General features: G+C 36.5%; 17 protein-coding genes. 5 read left to right on the forward strand and 12 right to left on the reverse strand.

What is annotated here, in order from left to right; all coding sequences use genetic code 11:
• Positions 1-112 precede the first annotated feature (112 nt).
• From odhB to sdhC, 6 genes are all read right to left on the reverse strand, one after another.
• Complete coding sequence (gene odhB, locus PSA_RS12060; RefSeq protein ID WP_042144221.1) at positions 113-1,588, reverse strand: 2-oxoglutarate dehydrogenase complex dihydrolipoyllysine-residue succinyltransferase; 1,476 nt, start codon at positions 1,586-1,588, stop codon at positions 113-115.
• Positions 1,589-1,598: 10 nt separating this feature from the next.
• On the reverse strand, positions 1,599-4,412 hold the full coding sequence (locus PSA_RS12065; protein WP_042144219.1) for a 2-oxoglutarate dehydrogenase E1 component: 2,814 nt from the start codon (positions 4,410-4,412) through the stop codon (positions 1,599-1,601).
• Positions 4,413-4,507: 95 nt separating this feature from the next.
• Positions 4,508-5,224, reverse strand: coding sequence for a succinate dehydrogenase iron-sulfur subunit (locus PSA_RS12070; RefSeq protein WP_042144217.1), 717 nt, complete (start codon positions 5,222-5,224; stop codon positions 4,508-4,510).
• Between the two features lie 10 nt (positions 5,225-5,234).
• On the reverse strand, positions 5,235-7,004 hold the full coding sequence (gene sdhA, locus PSA_RS12075; protein WP_042144215.1) for a succinate dehydrogenase flavoprotein subunit: 1,770 nt from the start codon (positions 7,002-7,004) through the stop codon (positions 5,235-5,237).
• A complete protein-coding gene (gene sdhD / locus PSA_RS12080; protein ID WP_042144213.1) occupies positions 7,005-7,352 on the reverse strand; it encodes a succinate dehydrogenase, hydrophobic membrane anchor protein in 348 nt (115 codons plus the stop codon).
• A complete protein-coding gene (sdhC, locus tag PSA_RS12085) occupies positions 7,343-7,720 on the reverse strand; it encodes a succinate dehydrogenase, cytochrome b556 subunit (RefSeq protein WP_042144459.1) in 378 nt (125 codons plus the stop codon). The genes sdhD and sdhC overlap by 10 nt, the downstream gene beginning before the upstream one ends.
• 417 nt (positions 7,721-8,137) lie before the next feature.
• On the opposite strand from sdhC, the gene PSA_RS12090 reads away from it, so the two are divergent.
• From PSA_RS12090 to PSA_RS12105, 4 genes are all read left to right on the forward strand, one after another.
• Positions 8,138-9,424 carry a citrate synthase gene (locus PSA_RS12090; protein WP_042144211.1) on the forward strand — a complete coding sequence of 429 codons (1,287 nt, stop codon included), beginning with the start codon at positions 8,138-8,140 and terminating at the stop codon, positions 9,422-9,424.
• Positions 9,425-9,560: 136 nt separating this feature from the next.
• Positions 9,561-10,778 (forward strand): aminotransferase class V-fold PLP-dependent enzyme, encoded by a 1,218-nt coding sequence (locus PSA_RS12095; RefSeq protein ID WP_042144210.1) that lies wholly within the window; start codon positions 9,561-9,563, stop codon positions 10,776-10,778.
• A 15-nt stretch (positions 10,779-10,793) separates the two neighbouring features.
• Positions 10,794-11,210, forward strand: coding sequence for a SufE family protein (locus tag PSA_RS12100; protein WP_042144208.1), 417 nt, complete (start codon positions 10,794-10,796; stop codon positions 11,208-11,210).
• A gap of 100 nt (positions 11,211-11,310) precedes the next feature.
• Positions 11,311-13,368, forward strand: a complete 2,058-nt coding sequence (locus PSA_RS12105) for a TonB-dependent receptor domain-containing protein (RefSeq protein ID WP_042144206.1) — start codon at positions 11,311-11,313, stop codon at positions 13,366-13,368.
• A 48-nt stretch (positions 13,369-13,416) separates the two neighbouring features.
• On the opposite strand, the gene PSA_RS12110 is transcribed toward PSA_RS12105, so the two are convergent.
• The 6 genes from PSA_RS12110 to bioB all read right to left on the reverse strand — a co-directional run bounded on the left by PSA_RS12110 (position 13,417) and on the right by bioB (position 17,631).
• The gene (locus PSA_RS12110) at positions 13,417-13,596 is read right to left on the reverse strand and encodes a hypothetical protein (RefSeq protein WP_042144204.1); all 180 of its coding nucleotides are present in this window, start codon (positions 13,594-13,596) and stop codon (positions 13,417-13,419) included.
• A gap of 74 nt (positions 13,597-13,670) precedes the next feature.
• Entirely contained in the window at positions 13,671-13,865 is a 195-nt protein-coding gene (locus PSA_RS12115) for a YwbE family protein (protein ID WP_042144202.1), read from the reverse strand.
• A 17-nt stretch (positions 13,866-13,882) separates the two neighbouring features.
• Positions 13,883-14,581: a dethiobiotin synthase gene (gene bioD, locus PSA_RS12120; protein WP_042144200.1), complete on the reverse strand. Its 699-nt coding sequence runs from the start codon at positions 14,579-14,581 to the stop codon at positions 13,883-13,885.
• A 15-nt stretch (positions 14,582-14,596) separates the two neighbouring features.
• A complete protein-coding gene (locus PSA_RS12125; RefSeq protein WP_042144198.1) occupies positions 14,597-15,379 on the reverse strand; it encodes a methyltransferase domain-containing protein in 783 nt (260 codons plus the stop codon).
• On the reverse strand, positions 15,376-16,524 hold the full coding sequence (locus PSA_RS12130; RefSeq protein WP_042144195.1) for an 8-amino-7-oxononanoate synthase: 1,149 nt from the start codon (positions 16,522-16,524) through the stop codon (positions 15,376-15,378). Before PSA_RS12130 ends, PSA_RS12125 begins: the two co-directional genes overlap by 4 nt.
• A 75-nt stretch (positions 16,525-16,599) precedes the next feature.
• Positions 16,600-17,631, reverse strand: a complete 1,032-nt coding sequence (gene bioB, locus PSA_RS12135) for a biotin synthase BioB (protein WP_042144193.1) — start codon at positions 17,629-17,631, stop codon at positions 16,600-16,602.
• A 96-nt stretch (positions 17,632-17,727) separates the two neighbouring features.
• Between bioB and bioA the strand changes: the two genes are divergently transcribed.
• Positions 17,728-19,020 carry an adenosylmethionine--8-amino-7-oxononanoate transaminase gene (gene bioA, locus PSA_RS12140; protein WP_042144191.1) on the forward strand — a complete coding sequence of 431 codons (1,293 nt, stop codon included), beginning with the start codon at positions 17,728-17,730 and terminating at the stop codon, positions 19,018-19,020.
• Positions 19,021-19,505 lie beyond the last annotated feature (485 nt).

Genomic DNA, 19,505 nt, shown 5'->3' on the forward strand with positions numbered 1-19,505 from the left:
CAATAGAATTGATATTTATTCGCAGTTGCTAATTTTTAATCTAAATGTAAGTTAAAAATTAACCAAAAAAAAGCTGCGACCTAAGTTGCAGCTTAAATATTAATCTAGTTTATTAAACATCTAGTAAAAGACGAGTTGGATCTTCTAGCAATTCTTTAATCGCTACTAAGAAACCAACAGACTCTTTACCATCAATTAATCTATGATCGTAAGATAATGCTAAGTACATCATAGGTAAGATTTCAACTTTACCGTTCACTGCCATAGGACGGTCTTGGATTTTATGCATTCCAAGGATCGCAGCTTGTGGTAAGTTTAAGATAGGCGTTGAAAGTAATGAACCAAATACACCGCCATTCGTAATAGTGAAGTTACCACCAGTCATATCATCGATAGTTAATTTACCATCACGACCTTTTAGTGCTAATTCACGAATATTCTTTTCAATTTCTGCACAAGACATTTTATCACAATCACGTAATACAGGTGTAACTAGACCACGTGGTGTAGATACAGCTATGCTCATATCGAAGAAGTTATGGTATACGATATCATCGCCATCAATTGATGCATTTACTGCAGGGAAACGCTTAAGCGCTTCAGTAACAGCTTTAACATAAAAAGACATGAAACCTAAACGGATATCATGACGCTTTTCGAATGCATCTTTATACTGCTTACGAAGGTCCATGATAGGCTTCATATTAACTTCATTAAATGTTGTTAACATTGCAGTTGAGTTTTTAGCTTCAAGTAAACGTGTCGCGATTGTTTTACGTAAACGTGTCATAGGAACACGTTTTTGCGTACGCTCGCCAACTGGTGCTAGTGCGGCAGCTACTGGTGCTGATTTTGCAGCTGGAGCTGGTGCTTTTAAGAAGTTATCAACGTCTTCTTTAGTTACACGGCCATTTTTACCAGTACCATTAATTTTTGAAGCATCAAGGCCTTTTTCAGCGATTAAACGACGTACCGACGGTGTTAATACATCAGAATTTTCGTCTGAAGCAGCTGCGCTAGCAGGTGCTGCTGACGCTGCAGCAGGCGCTGCACCAGCAATGATCTTACCGATTAACTGTTCGCCAAGAACGGTATCGCCTTCAGCGTAAATGAGCTCGCCCATTACACCATCTTCAGGTGCTACAACTTCAAGAACAACTTTATCAGTTTCAATATCAACTAGATTTTGATCACGTGATACAGCTTCACCTGGCTGAACATGCCAAGTAGCGATTGTTGCATCTGCAACTGATTCTGGAAGTACTGGAACGTTAATATCCACTGGGTTACCTTCTGATGCTGGCGCTGCAGTAGCAGGCGCTTGAGTATTTTCTGGAGTTGCCACAGCGCCTGCTGCACCAACTAATGCGATAAGTTGCTCACCTAATACGGTAGCACCTTCTTCTTGGCTAATTTCAGTTATAACACCATCATCTGGTGAAACAACTTCAAGCACAACTTTATCTGTTTCGATATCTACTAAGTTCTGATCGCGGCAAACAGTATCACCAACTTTTACATGCCAAGTTGCGATTGTTGCATCTGCTACAGATTCAGGAAGAACTGGAACCTTAATTTCGGTTGTCATCTCTTGTCCTTTATTTATTAATTGTTAGAGCGTCAGCAACTAAAGTTGCTTGTTCAATGTCATGTAAAGATTTAGAACCACATGCTGGTGCTGCAGAAGCTGGACGACCAGCATATTCTAAATACGTATTTGCTGGAATTGCTTGTCTGAAATGATGTTGTGAACAATACCAAGCACCTTGGTTTTGTGGTTCTTCTTGACACCAAACAAAATCTTTTACATGACTATAACGTTGTACGATTGCTTCCATTTCCGCATGAGGGAATGGGTATAGCTGCTCCATACGAACAATTGCAATATTGTTTAGCTCTTTTGCACGACGTTCTTGTAATAATTCGTAGTAAACTTTACCACTACAAAATATAACACGTTCAATATTTTCAGGCTTAATATCATCAATTTCATCAATTACGTTATGGAATACACCTTCAGACAATTCTTCTAAAGAAGAAACTGCAAGAGGGTGACGTAAAAGTGATTTAGGTGTCATAACGATAAGAGGACGACGAAGCGGTCTTACAGTTTGACGACGTAGCATTGCATAAACTTGCGCAGGTGTTGATGGTACAACCACTTGCATATTATGATCAGCACATAACTGTAAGAAACGTTCAAGACGCGCAGATGAATGCTCTGGACCTTGACCTTCATAACCATGTGGAAGCATACAAGTTAAACCACATAAACGGCCCCACTTTTGCTCACCCGAGCTTAAAAATTGATCAAAAACAACTTGTGCACCATTTGCAAAGTCACCAAACTGCGCTTCCCACATAACTAATGTCGTAGGCTCAGCAGTAGCATAACCGTATTCAAAAGCAAGAACCGCAACTTCAGATAAAACTGAATCGTATACTTCGAATTTACCTTGTCCTTCACGAACATTTTCAAGTGGTAAATACGTAGATGCATCAGCTTGGTTATGAACAACAGCATGACGGTGGAAGAATGTACCACGACCAGAATCTTGGCCTGTCATACGAATGTCAGTGCCTTCATCAACAATTGACGCGTATGCTAAGTTCTCTGCCATGCCCCAATCTAATAGTTTTTCACCAGTAGCCATCAATTTACGGTCAGCGTATATTTTAGCGACGCGTGATTGTGCTTTGTGCCCTTCAGGATATGTAGCCAGACTTGAAGTAAGTGCTTTTAGTTTATCAACTGGTAAACTTGCATCATATTCAACATCCCAATCATGACCAACAAAACTACTCCAATCTGATGAATGTGATGTTTCAGGAAGTTTTTCTTCAACAACACATTTTCCCGCATCTAAACTATTGCGGTAATCATTGGCAATTTTCTTTGATTCTTCAAGAGAAATAACATTTTCAGAATTAAGTTGTTCTGCATAAATTTGACGCGGAACAGGATGTTTTTTAATTTTTTGATACATAATAGGCTGAGTTGCATTTGGCTCATCAGCTTCATTATGGCCATGACGACGGTAACAAACTAAGTCAATTACGATGTCACGTTTAAATTTATTTCTGTAATCTAAAGCGATTTGCGTTACTAAAGTAACAGCTTCTGGATCATCAGAATTAACATGGAAGATTGGTGCTTGTACCATTTTAGCAATATCTGTACAGTATTCTGTAGAACGTACGTCTTCTTGCTTAGAAGTAGTGAAACCTACTTGGTTATTTACCACGATACGAATTGTACCACCTACGCTAAATGCGCGAGTCTGAGATAAATTGAAAGTTTCTTGAACTACACCTTGGCCTGCGATTGCAGAATCACCATGTAATGTAATTGGTAATGCTTTAGAGCCATCTTTACAACCTAAACGGTCAAGACGAGCACGAACAGAACCCATTACTACAGGATTTACGATTTCTAAGTGAGATGGGTTAAATGATAACGCCATATGTACGTTGCCACCTTTGGTAGCAAAATCACATGAGTAACCCATATGGTATTTAACGTCACCAGAACCTGAATTTACTTGTGCTTTACCGGCAAATTCATCAAATAAATCTGATGGATTTTTACCTAAAACGTTAAGAAGTACATTAAGTCGACCACGGTGAGCCATACCTATAACAACTTCTTTTTGACCGCTTTCGCCAGCACGGTGAACAAGTTCTTTTAACATTGGGACTAAAGAATCACCACCTTCAAGTGAGAAACGTTTAGCACCTGGGAACTTCGCACCTAAATATTTTTCAAGACCATCAGCTGCAGTTAATCCTTGAAGGATACGTAGCTTATTTTCTTTAGTAAAGTTGGGTGTAGACTGGACCGACTCAAAACGCTGTTGTAACCAACGCTTTTCTTCTGTCGAAGTGATGTGCATATATTCAACACCAATAGAACCACAGTAAGTAGTTTTTAGTGCTTTATATAGCTCACCTAAAGGCATGGTATCTTTGCCGATGGCAAAAGAACCTACATTAAATTCGCGGTCAAGGTCTGATTCTGATAGGTCGTGATGAGAAAGTTCTAACTCACGAATTTTATCTCGTTTCCACAGGTTTAGTGGATCAAGATTGGCACTTTGATGGCCTCTGAATCGGAATGCATTAATCAGTTGAAGTACTTTAACTTGCTTCGCATCACCTGCTCCACCTGTCGCAACAACAACTTCTTTATGCTTGTTTTTTGCAAGCGTTTCAAATTGTGTTCTGATATCTGAGTGTTTAGTCTCAACATCAACACCATCTACTTTTGGTAAATGGTCGAACACTTCACGCCATTCATTTGGCACCGAAGTCGCATCATCTAAATACGCTTCATATAAGTCTTCTACATAAGCAACGTTGCCGCCATTCATGTGAGACGAATCTAACCATGCCTTCATTACACCTTCGTGCATTTATAAGCCCTTTTCTTCTAGCGCAGAAATAGTTAAACACAAAGATAGCCATAAGATTGATATATGGCTATCTAAATATTGTTAAATCTGGTTACTTAGATAGAACGGTTAAGTAACATAGATTTGATATTACCAATAGCCTTTGTTGGATTAAGGCCTTTTGGACAAACACTGACACAATTCATGATCCCGTGACAACGGAAAACACTGAATGCATCATCAAGATCTGAAAGACGTTCTTCAGTTGCTGTATCGCGAGAATCCACAAGGAAACGATACGCATGAAGAAGACCTGCAGGTCCGATAAACTTATCTGGGTTCCACCAAAATGATGGACAAGACGTTGAACAACATGCACATAAGATACATTCGTACAAACCATCTAGCTTGTCACGTTCTTCAATAGATTGAAGACGCTCTCTTGCTGGCGGGTTCTTTTCATCATTGATCAAATAAGGTTTTACTTTTTCGTACTGTGTATAGAATTGAGTCATATCAATTACTAAATCACGTACTACAGGTAAGCCTGGTAATGGACGGATCACAATCGCTTTATTGCCTCTTTTTAGAGTCGATAAAGGTGTGATACATGCTAAACCATTTTTACCGTTCATGTTAAGACCATCAGAACCACATACACCTTCACGACATGAACGTCTAAAAGATAAAGTTGGATCTTGTTCTTTTAACTGGATTAATGCATCCAGTACCATGATATCGCTACCATCTTGAAGTTCAAGAAAGTATTCCTGCATACGTGGCGCTGTATCTACATCAGGATTATAACGATAGATCGAAAATGCTAATTTCATCGAACAGCTCCTAGTAAGTACGTGCTTTCGGTGGGAAAGCTTCACGGTGTAAAGGTGTCATATTAACATTTCGCGTTGACATTTCTTCTGTATCTGGACTGTAAATTGTGTGGCATAACCAGTTTTTATCATCGCGCTCAGTAAAATCTTGACGGGCATGCGCACCACGAGATTCTGTACGGAAGTTTGCAGCTTTAGCTGTACAAAATGCAGTTTCCATTAGGTTGTCTAATTCAAGACACTCAATACGTTGCGTGTTAAATTCTGTAGACTTGTCGTCAAGACGTGCATGTTGTAAACGTTCACGAATTTCAGTTAGCTCTTTCATACCTTGTGCCATAGCATCACCTTCACGGAATACCGAGAAGTTTAATTGCATACATTGCTGAAGGTCTTTTTTGATTTGAACTGGATCTTCACCTTGACCAGATTTAGAAGACTCCCAACGGTTAAAGCGTGTTAATGCTGCTTCAACGTCTGAATCTGCATGATCAGATACTTGAGTATCATTTAGGTATTCACCTAAGAAGTTACCTGCAGCACGGCCAAATACAACTAAATCAAGTAATGAGTTACCACCTAAGCGGTTTGCACCATGTACAGATACACATGCAATTTCACCAACAGCAAATAAACCGTCAACGATTTTCTCATTACTATTATTATCTACAGAGACAACCTGGCCATTTACATTACATGGAATACCGCCCATTAAGTAATGACATGTTGGTATTACTGGAATTGGTTCTTTAACTGGATCAACGTGTGCAAATGTACGAGATAAGTCACATACACCTGGTAGACGTTTTTCTAGTGTTTCTTTACCTAGATGATCAAGTTTAAGTTTAATATGTGGACCCCAAGGACCATCACAACCACGACCTTCACGGATCTCAGTCATCATTGAACGTGCAACAACATCACGGCCAGCAAGATCTTTTGCATTAGGAGCATAACGCTCCATAAAGCGTTCGCCATCTTTATTTAAAAGATAACCACCTTCACCACGACAACCTTCAGTAACAAGTGTTCCAGCACCCGCGATACCAGTTGGGTGAAACTGCCACATTTCCATATCTTGCATTTGAATGCCAGCACGAAGTGACATCCCAACACCGTCACCAGTATTAATGTGTGCATTAGTCGTAGAAGCAAATATTCGGCCTGCACCACCTGTTGCAAGAACAGTTGCGCGAGACTTGAAGAATACAACTTCTCCAGATTCAATATCAATTGCAGTACAACCTACAACAGCACCCTCTTGATTCTTAACTAAATCAAGTGCATACCATTCAGAGAATACGTTTGTTTTATTTTTTACATTTTGTTGGTACAAACAATGAAGTAAAGCATGACCAGTACGGTCAGCTGCGGCTGCTGTACGAGCCGCTTGTTCGCCACCAAAGTTTCTTGATTGACCACCGAATGGACGTTGATAGATAGTACCATTTTCAAAACGAGAAAAAGGTAGACCCATCTTATCTAATTCGATAATTGCTTCTGGACCAGTTTTACACATATATTCGATAGCGTCTTGGTCACCGATATAATCTGAACCTTTAACTGTATCATACATATGCTGTTCCCAATGATCTTCATGGCTGTTACCTAAAGCAACAGTGATACCACCTTGAGCTGAAACTGTATGAGAACGTGTAGGGAAAACTTTAGAAATCAATGCACAACTTTTACCTGATTCTGTGATTGCAAGCGCTGCGCGCATACCCGCACCACCAGCACCAATTACAACCGAGTCAAATTCACGAACAGAATATTTCACTTACACACCCCACAATACAAATAAACCAACTGCAACATACACAAAAGACATCATATTTAAAACGAAACCTAATAATGAACGTAATTTTGCACATTTAACGTAATCAGTAAGCACTTGCCATAAACCAATTTGTGTATGGATCATCATGCTAACTAAAGCTGCAAGTGTAAAAACTTTTACCGCTAAGTTTGAAAATAATCCCTGCCAAGCCTCAAATGTGACTTGCGGAGTTGTTAAGAAATAGCCAATAATGAATAACGAATAAGCCGTTAAGATTAATGCCGTTGCACGTAAAGATACATAATCTTGTACGCCATTACGTTTTAGAGATGCTTGATTTACAACCATATCCATACCCCTGCCATTGCTGCTGCTACAACCCAAAATAAAATTGAGATTGTTGCGCTACTATTGCCTGATTCAAGTTCTTCCCAGTATCCCATATCCATAATGATATGACGGATACCACCAATGATGTGATATGCCAACACTGTGACAGTACCCCACGCAATGAATTTGGCAACGACCCCACTAAATAGGCTCTTGACGAATTCAAAACCTTCTGGTGATGAAAGAGACTCTGACCAAGCCCAAATTACAAATGTTAAAGCAAAAAACAATGCTACACCTGTGATACGGTGTAAGATTGACGCTATAGCAGTTGCTGGCATAGAAATAGTCGATAGATCGAGATTTACAGGTCTTTGTTTTTTCACAGTTACTTGCCCATCTGGCCCATTTAGGACCCAACTATTGTTTTTATACACCCATCTAATTTTATTTGATTTAATAAATTTAAATGGAACTATCAAAATAAACAAACCTATTATGATGACGAGCCAAAATAGGTACTACACGTTTACTTCAGACGCAGTAGGTTTAATTCATTTGAATAAACCTTACATAGTATATATTCCCCCTGAAGATTTTACAATTTTTGTTTAATTAGAATGCCTTGCAAATTGGCCGTTAGTATACTATTTAATCTTTTCAGAATAGATATCATATTTTTTTGCATTAATTTTCATTAATATTGACTTTTATCCCCATTTATACGTTAAAATGAAACTAATTTGCTTAACAATAGACTTAAAATCATAACAATTGATTTGTTATAACAGGAGATGATTTAGATGGCAGACAAAAAAGCAGTACTTCATATCGATGGCCAAGAACCAATTGATTTACCAATTTATTCAGGCACAGCTGGTCAAGATGTAATCGACGTACGCTCATTAGGTGCTCACAACCATTTCACATATGACCCAGGCTTCATGTCTACAGGTTCTTGTGAATCAGCTATCACTTTCATCGACGGCGCTAAAGGTGTGCTATTACACCGTGGTTACCCAATTGATCAACTTGCTGAACAATCAAACTACCTAGAACTTTGTTACTTGCTTTTAGAAGGCGAGTTACCAAGCAAAGAGCAAATGGATAGCTTTGAAAACGAAATCACAACAAATACAATGATGCACGAAAAAATCGGTGCATTTTTCCAAGGTTTCCGCGTAGATGCTCATCCAATGGCTATGCTATGTGGTGTTGTTGGTGCTTTATCTTCATTTTATCATGATGATTTAGACATTACTGATCCAGAGCAACGTAAACGTAGTGCTGTAAAGTTAGTTGCTAAATTACCAACTATTTCAGCAATGGCATACAAGTACACAATTGGCCAACCATTTGTTTACCCTAAAAATGATTTAAGCTACGCAGAAAACTTCTTACATATGATGTTCTCTGTACCTGCTGAAGAATACAAAGTAAGCCCAGTTCTTGCAAAAGCAATGGACCGAATCTTCATGCTTCATGCTGATCACGAACAAAATGCATCAACTTCTACAGTACGTATCGCTGGTTCTTCTGGTGCTAACCCTTATGCATGTATTGCTGCTGGTGTTGCTTCACTTTGGGGTCCAGCTCATGGTGGTGCAAATGAAGCATGTTTAACGATGCTTGAAGAAATTGGTACAGCTGATCGCATAGAAGAATATGTTGCTAAAGCGAAAGATAAAAATGACCCTTTCCGCCTAATGGGCTTTGGTCATCGTGTTTACAAAAACTTCGATCCACGTGCAACAGTAATGCGTCAAACATGTCATGAAGTTTTAAAAGAGCTAAATATCCAAGATCCTTTACTAGAAGTAGCAATGGGCCTAGAGAAAATTGCTTTAGAAGACCCTTACTTCATTGAAAAGAAACTTTACCCTAACGTAGATTTCTACTCAGGTATCATCTTAAAAGCAATCGGTATCCCAACAAGCATGTTCACTGTTATCTTTGCGATGGCACGTACTGTTGGTTGGATTTCACATTGGGATGAGATGTTATCTCAACCAGGTCAAAAAATTGGTCGTCCACGTCAAATGTATACTGGTTATACTAAACGTGACTATACTGATGCTGCTAATAGATAATTATTAGTTAAAATTATTAAGGTATATCCAAGATGTACCTTAATTTATTGTTCCACTCAAAACCAGTAATGCACCTCGCTTTTTTTTTACAAATCGTTTAAAATGCCGCCCTCCTTTTGCAGTTTGATTTTATAAAATGTTTGATATAGATAATATAAGAAATGAATTTCCTATCTTAAAACAAATAGTTAATGAAAAACCTCTTATATATTTTGATTCTGGTGCAACCAGTCAAAAACCCCAAGTTGTTATAGATTCTCTTAAACATTTTTATACTAATTCTAATTCTAATGTGCATAGAGGCATTCACACCTTGGGCGATCGTGCGACAATAGCCTATGAAAATTCACGTAATAAGCTAGCCAATTTTATTAATGCGCAAGCTAAAGAGATTGTATGGACTAAAGGCGCAACAGAGTCTCTAAATTTATTAGCTCATGGTTTATCAAACATCTTAAAACCAGGTGATGTTATCTTGATCAGTGCGTTAGAACATCATGCTAATATTGTTCCCTGGCAACAATTATGTGCCAATACAGGCGCTATTTTAAAGGTTATTCCCCTTGATGAGTCATCTCAAGCTATAGAGCTAAACACAGCTCAGCAACTTATTGACCTTCATAAACCAAAAATATTGAGCATTTCTCATGCTTCAAATGCGCTAGGTAATATTCAGCCTATTACAGATATAATTAAGTATTCTAAAAAATACAAAACAGTGACGGTTATTGATGGTGCGCAAGCTTTTATGCATCTCAGGCCAGATATGATAACACTCGACTGTGACTTTTATGTTTTTTCAGCCCATAAAGCCCTTGGACCGACAGGTTTAGGTGGTTTATATGGTAAATATGAACAGCTAAACGCGTTACCCGTGTATCAAACTGGCGGGGAAATGATTAAATCTGTCAGTTTTGAAGAAACAGTTTTTGCTCAAGCTCCAGGAAAATTTGAAGCAGGAACACCAAATATTTCAGGTGTTATTGCATTTGGTTGTGCCATAGATTATATGAACAAAATAGATTTTAATGAACAAAAAACATACGAAAATGAGCTTTTCGTATATTTACAGCAACAACTTGAAAATATTTCAGGTATAGAGTTATATGGTGATCTAGTACAAAATATCGGCACAATTAGTTTTAATTACAAAAATGAGCACCCATTTGACATTGCAACTTTGTTAGATCAATACGGTATTGCAGTTAGAGTTGGTAGTCATTGCACACAACCTTTAATGAAGAGCTTAAATATAGATGGCACAGTGCGTATTAGTCTCGCTTTTTACAATACGAAAAACGAAATACAACAATTTATAACTCATCTAAAACAATGTCTTTCTTTATTAGATTAACAGGCCTCCAAGAAAATGAATGAATCCTATATACAGTTTAAAAACAAAATAATACAAGCAGGTTCTTGGCAAGAAAAATACCGTGAAATAATGCTATTAGGTAAAAAATTACCTGCGTTGCCATCAGAACTAAAAGTAGACAGTGCATTAGTTAATGGCTGTGAGAGTAATGTCTGGCTATATATGGATTTTAATAACGAAGAAAACAAATTATTAATTATCGCAGACTCTGATACTAGAATTGTAAAAGGGCTTGTTAGCATTATTTTATATTTATATTTAGATTTAACGCCCATTGAAATTATATCAATTGATGCAAATAAAGAGTTCGAAGACATGTCTCTTTTAAAACATTTAAGCCCTTCGAGAGGCAATGGTATTAAAGCCATTTTAAATGCGATTCAAAGCCAAGCTCGCTTAATGAGTAAATAAAATCATTTATACATAATTTGAAACAGTTTTACCTAAATCTGAATGTACAAATCAGTTACAATTGTAAAATATGTTTCAATTATGCAGTTTATACAACCTCATGAATTTAAAAGTCCCATTTAAACTAAAATCAAGTTTAATTAGTCTCTTAATGTTACCTTCTTTGCATTCTGTTGCAAATGAATCAAATGTATTAGTTAATTCATCTTCTTACCCTTCTTCATTTTTCATGCAATATCACCCTCAAAATGCCTACGATATGATAGATAGGTTACCTGGGTTTTCGTTCGACGGAGGCTCCAATGATCGTGGCTTTGGTGGTAACGCAGGCAATGTTTTAATTGATGGGTCACGACCTACATCTAAATCTGGCGGCCTAAGAGGTGCTCTGATCCGTATTCCCGTAGAGCAAGTAGAAAAAATCGAAATAATCCGTGGCGGTAAAGGCTCCAGTGAAGTAGCAGGCCAATCGATCATAGCCAATATAATAAGAAAAAAAGATATTACTTCAGGGACTTGGGCTTTAAAAGCAAGAAGGGCAGCCGATGGAGACTTAAGACCTAATATAGAAGCCGCTATTACAACACAAATAGGCCAATGGGATACCGCTTTCGATACTGATATCGGTGGCTGGGTGGGTTATAGAGATGCAGTCATTGAAGATAAAGAACTCGATGATCATGTAAATAAAACTGCGGATGAAATTTTAGATGAAAAAAACAATTGGGTTTATATAAATGGTCAAGGTGCTAAAGAATACATCACCGGTAAACTCACATTAAATGGACGTATTGGTGGTGAAAAGTGGCAAGGTGATATTACAAGAAATATCATTCACAGCGATTCATTAACACACGAACCTGATGAATTTTGGCTATTAAACGAAAATAATACAAATAAAGAATTTGAACTGGGTATAGATTGGTTAGGTAATGATGATGATTGGAAATGGCATATTTTAGGATTAGCCGTAGTAAAACATCAAAATTATGAGAATGCTTTTAACCAAAAAAACTTTGCTCAAAATGAAAACTACAATAGTCAATTTAAACAAGACAGAATAAAAACTGAATATATTTTTAGAAATACATATGGAAAAATAGGAACTGATAGATTTAAACCTGAGTATGGTTTTGAAATTGCCAATAACAAACTAGATACCGAACTTGAATATTCTGAAAATAATCAGCCGCAAAATCTCGAGTCAGCAAACGTAGTTGTTGAAGAGTTTAGAGGCGAAGCATTTGTTACTTTTGTATATTCAGCAACAGAGGATTTATCAATCGAGGGTGGCTTAACGGGTGAAATTTCACAAATTGAAGTATCCGGTGATGCAACCAATGATCAAACTTTTAAATTTTTAAAACCAAGACTTGCTGCAAATTATAGCTTTAATGCTGATTTGCAACTAAATATTCAAGCTCAACACAACGTGGGCCAGCTTAATTTTAATGATTTTGCCGCAAGCACTGATACGACTGATGATAGAAATACAGCCGGAAATCCAAATCTCGCTCCAAACCAGTATACCGAATTAAGTACAAAACTTGATTGGGGTTTTAGTGAAAAAGGCAGTTTATCCATAAACCTATTTTATGAATGGCATACAGATATATTAGAATACATTATATTACCCTCTGATAACGGTAATATAAGCCATGGTTTAGGAAATGCAGGTGATGCCACTTTTTGGGGTTTTGAAACAGATCTTAATTTACCTTTAGATAGTTTCATCCCTAACGGTTTACTTGAAATTTCATATGAGTATAACCGATCTGAATACTTTGATTCTATTATCAATCAAGATCGTATTATTAATGATTATACTCCTGAGCAGTTTAATATAGAGTTCAGACAAGATTTAACTGAGCATAAAATTGCTTGGGGTGTCGAATTAATCAGTTACTTTACCGATACCTACTATCTTGTTGATGAAATTCATACTTTTGAAGGTAATAACCGTATTGAGGCATTTATTGAAACAACCTATTTTGATGGGCTTAAAGTTCAATTGCTTGTTGAACATCTCAATACTGGAGAATATACACGCTCAAGGTTCATGTATGAAGATAATCGTTCAGGTAACTTTGAAGGTAGTCAAATTGCTAAAAGAAAGAGAGAGCCTGAAATAAAACTCTCTGTATGGGGCACTTTTTAAAACCTTATTAAATAAAAAAGCCTATTGAAATCAATAAGCTTTTTTATTTTAGGCTCTTAATTTGTTAAGCCTAGCAATTTCATACATAGCGTCATCTGTTTCACTTTGTGCTTTATCAAACATATTTTTGAACAATTTATCATATTGTTCAAAGTGCTCAGCAGCCGATTTATTATCAATAAGTTCTTTTGTAATACTGTTTATATCTTTGAATTCCAGTTCTGTCATCTTAATATCCTTATAAATAAATGAATATTAAATATGGCTCAAAACCTCATTTTGTCCAGTATAAAACTAAAAAATTAACTAATAATTTCTTTTACTCGCCCTACTTCACCAGTCTCTAATCTTACTTTTATGCCATGAGGGTGATTTGCTGAGTTTGTTAATAATTTTTCAACAATTCCTTGGGTTACTTTTCCTGTTCTTTGGTCTTGTTTTAAAACAATTTTAACTTCCATTCCAGGCTTAATATTTGAACGCTGTGTTCCACTCATTTATATTCTCTTCATTATCAATCTAAATTCAAAACGTTTTTTAGCGCTTTATAAATTTGTAGCTTAGGTTTAGCATGCGAATCTTCATTATGAAATGGTGCAACTGCTAATAGTGGCATAGTCAGTCTTTGTTTAAGTGCATCTACATTTTCTTGTTGTACATCCATATTCGGATCAATATGATTTGCAACCCAACCGATGCAATTTACTCCTAAAGCTTTCATATGTGCTTGGGTTAGTAAGGCATGATTTAAACACCCAAGCTTTAGACCAACAACTAAAATAACTGGCATGTCTTTTTCTTTCACCCAATCATATAAATATTCTTCGTCGTTTATTGGCAATGCCCAACCACCTGCACCTTCTGTGATTAAATATCCCTCTTTTTGAATTTCTTTACTGATCTTTGAGTAAGCTGAATTTAACCCAGAGACAGATATCTTTTCATTTGATAACTTGGCAGCAATATGTGGTGCGATTGGTTGTTCATATATATATGGATTGATCAGCTTATATGGCATTGAAACATTTCCACTTTCCAATAAGGTCAGTGCGTCTTCATTTACCAATTCATCAAATGCATATTCAGCGCCGGCAGCAATCGGCTTAAAGCCCAGAACCTGGTGTTTATGTTGCTTGATAAACTTCATCAGTAAACTAGTGATAAATGTTTTACCGACATCGGTATCAGTTCCTGTGATAAAATAATGATTCATAGTGTTTACTCTTAACTATTTTTCTAATGTGAGATAAGCAACTTGATAACTTACATCAAATCCATTGTTACTTTTTGGATAAGCATTAAGCAAAGTTTTAAGTCTATTTTTCCCCATCAAACCTTTGTTTACTTTTGCTTGTACCATATTGGATGCACCAATCTCTTTTATTGATTTTATCGCAGATAGTGGATCTTTATAATTATCTTTATGGCAATTCAAACGATAACTTTGCAGTTTAAAATTTGCTTGTTTAATATATTTTAATAAGTCAGTAGGTTTAACAAAATCATTGATATGTTTTTGCTGATCAACCTCCTCCCAAGCGTGTGCTATTTCTTTTAAAGTACCATCACAAACAATCGTTAAATAAAACTTTGCACCAGGCTTTAAAACGCGATTTATATTTTTGAGTAATAAAGGTAAATTTTGTGACCATTGCGTTGCAAAATTACTAAATACCGAATCAAAACTCTTAGCTTTAAAAGGTAGATAGTCCATATCAGCACATATTTTATAGGCAGGCTTTGTGCTTAATGTATTTATTTCTTCTAACATAGATATACTTAAATCAAGAGAAATAACTTGCTCATATTTTTGGCTAAGTACTTTAGTATTTACGCCGGGCCCGGCTCCTAAATCAAGGCATAGACCTAAGTTATTATCCGGGATGTCTGCTAATAATATTTTTGCACTTTGGCTTTGAACGCAAGCATGTTCATGATAATTAACAGCCGCTTGCGAAAACTTTCTTTGTGTTGCACATTTATTTTTTTGCTGTGGATTTACTGGACTCATATATTATTTTCAAATGCGCCAGCAAGCGAGTTAATCAAATGCGTGATATCATTTTCTTTATGCGCTGCTGTAATTGTTATTCTTAACCTAGCGGTATTTTTTGGTACTGTTGGTGGTCTAATTGCTGTTAGCCAAATTTTATCATGTTTCAATTTATTTGATATATCGACTGCTAGTTGCGAGTCTTTGACAATAATTGGCTGGATCGGGCTAGATGAATCCAATAGCTGCATATTTAACTCGCTACATTTTTCATTAAACTGACGTTTAAATTCAAATATATTGCGCTTGAGCGCCTTTCTTTGCTCTGTTGCATTAACCATTTGAATAATGGCATCTTGTGTCATTTTTGCCATTAATGGTGGCATAGCTGTTGAAAATATATATTCTCGATTAAATTGTAATAAATAATCTTTGACTTCATTAGTACACAAAATACACGCGCCAGAACTTGCGACAGCTTTGCCAAAGGTTAAAATTAATAACTCAGGTTTGATCTGTTCACAACTTCCTAAACCATTATCACCTAATACACCAAAACCATGGGCATCATCTACCATTACCCAAGCCTGATATTGGCTTGCTAATTGTTTCAGTTCTGCCAGAGGTGCACTATCGCCATCCATAGAAAATATGCCTTCAGTCACGATTAGTTTATCTCGACTTGTCGACTTTTTTAGCTTTTGAGCTAAGTGTGCTAAATCATTATGTCTAAAACGTGACATTTTTGCATTACTAGCTAATCCACCATCAATCAAACTTGCATGGTTAAGTTTATCTTGAAATATCTCTGAATCAGCATGACTCATTAAGGTTTTTAATACGCTTGCATTAGCACTAAAGCCACTACTGAACAATAAACATGCCTCATAACCCATAAGCTCAGATAAATAGCTTTCTAAATTAACATGCTCTTGATGAAAACCTGTGACTAAGGCGGAACTTGTACTGCCTAATTTTGTTTGGCTGTAGGTTTGTGATAAACACGAATTAATTGAAAGATAATCATTACTTGCAAAATTGAGGTATTGCTGATTTCCAACTTCTATACAGCGATCGCTACTGGATTGAATAGCAAAACGTTTACGAAACAAAGACTGTCGTTTACGTTGATTAATTTGTTCAGATATATATTCAAAAGCCATAAAAAGCCTTAAGCACCAAAAAACATTAAAAATAGGACTTAGATGACACTCTAAATCCTATTTATAGCTACTAGGTTATGCAGGGTAAAATAAATGCTCTGTTGCTTTATCATCTATTGCTTTGTTTATTGTCGCTTCATGTGCCTCATCTGAACACCCATGTCTTTGCTCTGGCTTAATGCCTAATTTTTTCAACAGTTCCATATCAGTATCGGCATCAGGATTTTCTGTTGTTAATAATTTAGCACCATAGAAAATAGAATTTGCACCTGCAAAAAAACACATAGACTGCATCTGCGGATTCATTTCTGTGCGACCGGCTGATAAACGTACATAACTATGTGGCATCATAATACGTGCTGCAGCAATTGTACGAATAAATTCAAAATCATCTAAATCATCTACATTTTCAAGCGGTGTGCCTTTTACTTTTACAAGCATGTTTATCGGTACACTTTCAGGTTGCTTTTCAAGGTTTGCAAGTTGCATTAATAGACCATAGCGGTCTTGTGCTTTTTCACCCATACCAACAATACCGCCAGAACATACTTTCATGCCAGCATCACGAACGTGATCTATGGTATTTAATCTATCTTGAAATGTACGTGTTGTAATTATTTGGTCATAAAACTCTTCTGAAGTATCAAGATTATGGTTGTAATAATCTAAACCTGCGTCACGTAAAGTATGCGCTTTTTCATTTGTTAGCATACCTAAAGTCATACAAGTTTCTAGACCTAATTCTTTAACTTCTTTTACCATTTTTTCAATATAAGGCATGTCTCTATCTTTAGGATCAGACCATGCTGCACCCATACAAAAACGTGTCGCACCTTTATCTTTTGCAAGTTTGGCTTGCTCTACTACTTTTTCAACTTCAAGTAGCCTTTCTTTTTCTAAATCTGTTTTATGACGCGCTGACTGCGGACAGTAAGCACAATCTTCAGGACATGCACCTGTTTTAATTGATAATAAAGTTGATATTTGAACTTCATTAGGTTTGAAGTTTGTACGGTGAACCGTCGCTGCTTGAAATAATAAATCGTTAAATGGCATTTCAAACAATGCTTTTACTTGTTGATGCGTCCAGTCATGACGTACTTGCATATTATTCTCTTTTATATTGTCTCACTACATACTGATGGGTTAGTCTACGGAGCATAGATTGATTGTCAACATTAAAAAACATCTCAAGGTTTACAAGTGAACACTAAACACACAATAAATAAAATAGATATTGAATTTGATAAAAATCATATTTGGCACCCTTATACTTCTATGACTGAGCCTTTACCTGTTTACCCTGTCGTATCCGCCAATAAAAATATAATTACCTTAGAAAGTGGTGAAGAACTTATAGATGGCATGGCTTCGTGGTGGAGTGCCATACACGGCTATAACCATAGTCTATTAAATGAAGCTGTTAACAACCAAGTCTCTAAAATGAGCCACATTATGTTTGGTGGCATTACCCATGCCCCAGCAGTTAATTTATGTAAAAAATTAGTTGAAATCACACCAAAGCCACTTACTAAGGTATTTTTAGCCGACAGTGGCTCTGTATCGGTTGAAGTTGCAATAAAAATGGCATTGCAATACTGGCAAAGTCAGGGAATTCAAAATAAAACCAAACTTATGACAGTTGCTAAAGGCTACCATGGTGATACTTTTGCGGCTATGAGCGTATGCGATCCTATTAATTCTATGCATTCGTTATATCAAGGTTTTTTACCTGAACATATATTTTCTCCTGCACCAATATCACCTTTTGATGGAGAGTTTGATAATACAGAGCTAGATACATTAGAAACACACTTCATTAATAATCATAAGGAAGTGGCTGCTTTTATCATTGAGCCTGTCGTGCAAAATGCGGGAGGTATGAATTTCTATCATCCTGATTATTTGGCCGGTTTACGACAGCTTTGTGATAAATATGACGTTTTATTGATCTGTGACGAAATTGCGACAGGCTTTGGACGTACTGGAAAAATGTTTGCCGTAGAACATGCCAATATCAGCCCTGACATCATGTGCATAGGTAAAGCAATTACTGGCGGCTATATGACACTTTCAGCCACACTTACCAGTGATAAAATTGCAAAAGGAATTAGTGAAGGTGCTGCAGGTGTAATGATGCATGGTCCTACTTTTATGGGTAACCCACTTGCCTGTGCTGTTGCATGTGCCAGCATAGATTTATTGCTTGCAACTAATTGGAAAAAAACAATAGTTGACCTCAATATTTGGCTCTCCCAATATCTCTTACCATGTAGTCAATTAAACGCTGTAAAAAATGTCCGGGTTTTAGGAGCGATTGGTGTTGTTGAGGTGAATGAAATCGTTGACGTTGCACTGTTTCAAAAACAATGCATCGAACAGGGTGTTTGGATCAGGCCTTTTGGTAAGTTAATATACCTTATGCCGCCTTATATTACCCCTGAGGGTGATATCAAAAAACTAGCAGATGTTATTTTCAACATATTAGATAGATAATCCAGCATAAAATAAACACTCAGATTGATACCTTAAAGCTGATTGTTTATTTTACATCACAATATTAAAACTAAAATAAACCCGAGACTCACTAACAATAGCAGAATTAAATTATATCTTTGGTTATCACTTTGCTTTCTACTTCTTATACGACCAAGCATCATACCAACGAATGATAAACCAGCGCATGCATACAGTAATAACATTATTATATTTTTAGGTTGCGCTAACCTGTTAACCAAAATATTTTACAATGCCATAATCGATTTCTAGACTTGCATAATGAAACATAATTAAAGCAGCCACAAATGCTAAACAAGATAATATATTGAGTCCCAATATTAACTTTGTATCAACAAAGGTTTATTACTTCGCTTTATTTGCAACTCATAAATCTCTTATATTGAATTTCAATTCAATATATCAATATCTAATACAATAAAATACTGATTAAAATAGCCCAATGTACTTTTTTTATTTGTTTT

The organism is Pseudoalteromonas sp. '520P1 No. 423' (assembly GCF_001269985.1).
Taxonomy (GTDB): Bacteria; Pseudomonadota; Gammaproteobacteria; order Enterobacterales; family Alteromonadaceae; genus Pseudoalteromonas.

Excerpts from the sequence above, each read along its gene's own strand:
- bioD (WP_042144200.1), bottom strand. The coding sequence starts at position 14,581 with ATGAATCATTATTTTATCACAGGAACTGATACCGATGTCGGTAAAACA.
- sdhD (WP_042144213.1), bottom strand. The coding sequence starts at position 7,352 with ATGGTTGTAAATCAAGCATCTCTAAAACGTAATGGCGTACAAGATTAT.
- PSA_RS12070 (WP_042144217.1), bottom strand. The coding sequence starts at position 5,224 with ATGAAATTAGCATTTTCGATCTATCGTTATAATCCTGATGTAGATACA.
- PSA_RS12100 (WP_042144208.1), top strand. The coding sequence starts at position 10,794 with ATGAATGAATCCTATATACAGTTTAAAAACAAAATAATACAAGCAGGT.
- PSA_RS12125 (WP_042144198.1), bottom strand. The coding sequence starts at position 15,379 with ATGAGTCCAGTAAATCCACAGCAAAAAAATAAATGTGCAACACAAAGA.
- PSA_RS12095 (WP_042144210.1), top strand. The coding sequence starts at position 9,561 with ATGTTTGATATAGATAATATAAGAAATGAATTTCCTATCTTAAAACAA.
- odhB (WP_042144221.1), bottom strand. The coding sequence starts at position 1,588 with ATGACAACCGAAATTAAGGTTCCAGTTCTTCCTGAATCTGTAGCAGAT.
- PSA_RS12130 (WP_042144195.1), bottom strand. The coding sequence starts at position 16,524 with ATGGCTTTTGAATATATATCTGAACAAATTAATCAACGTAAACGACAG.
- PSA_RS12110 (WP_042144204.1), bottom strand. The coding sequence starts at position 13,596 with ATGACAGAACTGGAATTCAAAGATATAAACAGTATTACAAAAGAACTT.
- PSA_RS12115 (WP_042144202.1), bottom strand. The coding sequence starts at position 13,865 with ATGAGTGGAACACAGCGTTCAAATATTAAGCCTGGAATGGAAGTTAAA.
- PSA_RS12065 (WP_042144219.1), bottom strand. The coding sequence starts at position 4,412 with ATGCACGAAGGTGTAATGAAGGCATGGTTAGATTCGTCTCACATGAAT.
- PSA_RS12105 (WP_042144206.1), top strand. The coding sequence starts at position 11,311 with ATGAATTTAAAAGTCCCATTTAAACTAAAATCAAGTTTAATTAGTCTC.
- PSA_RS12090 (WP_042144211.1), top strand. The coding sequence starts at position 8,138 with ATGGCAGACAAAAAAGCAGTACTTCATATCGATGGCCAAGAACCAATT.
- bioB (WP_042144193.1), bottom strand. The coding sequence starts at position 17,631 with ATGCAAGTACGTCATGACTGGACGCATCAACAAGTAAAAGCATTGTTT.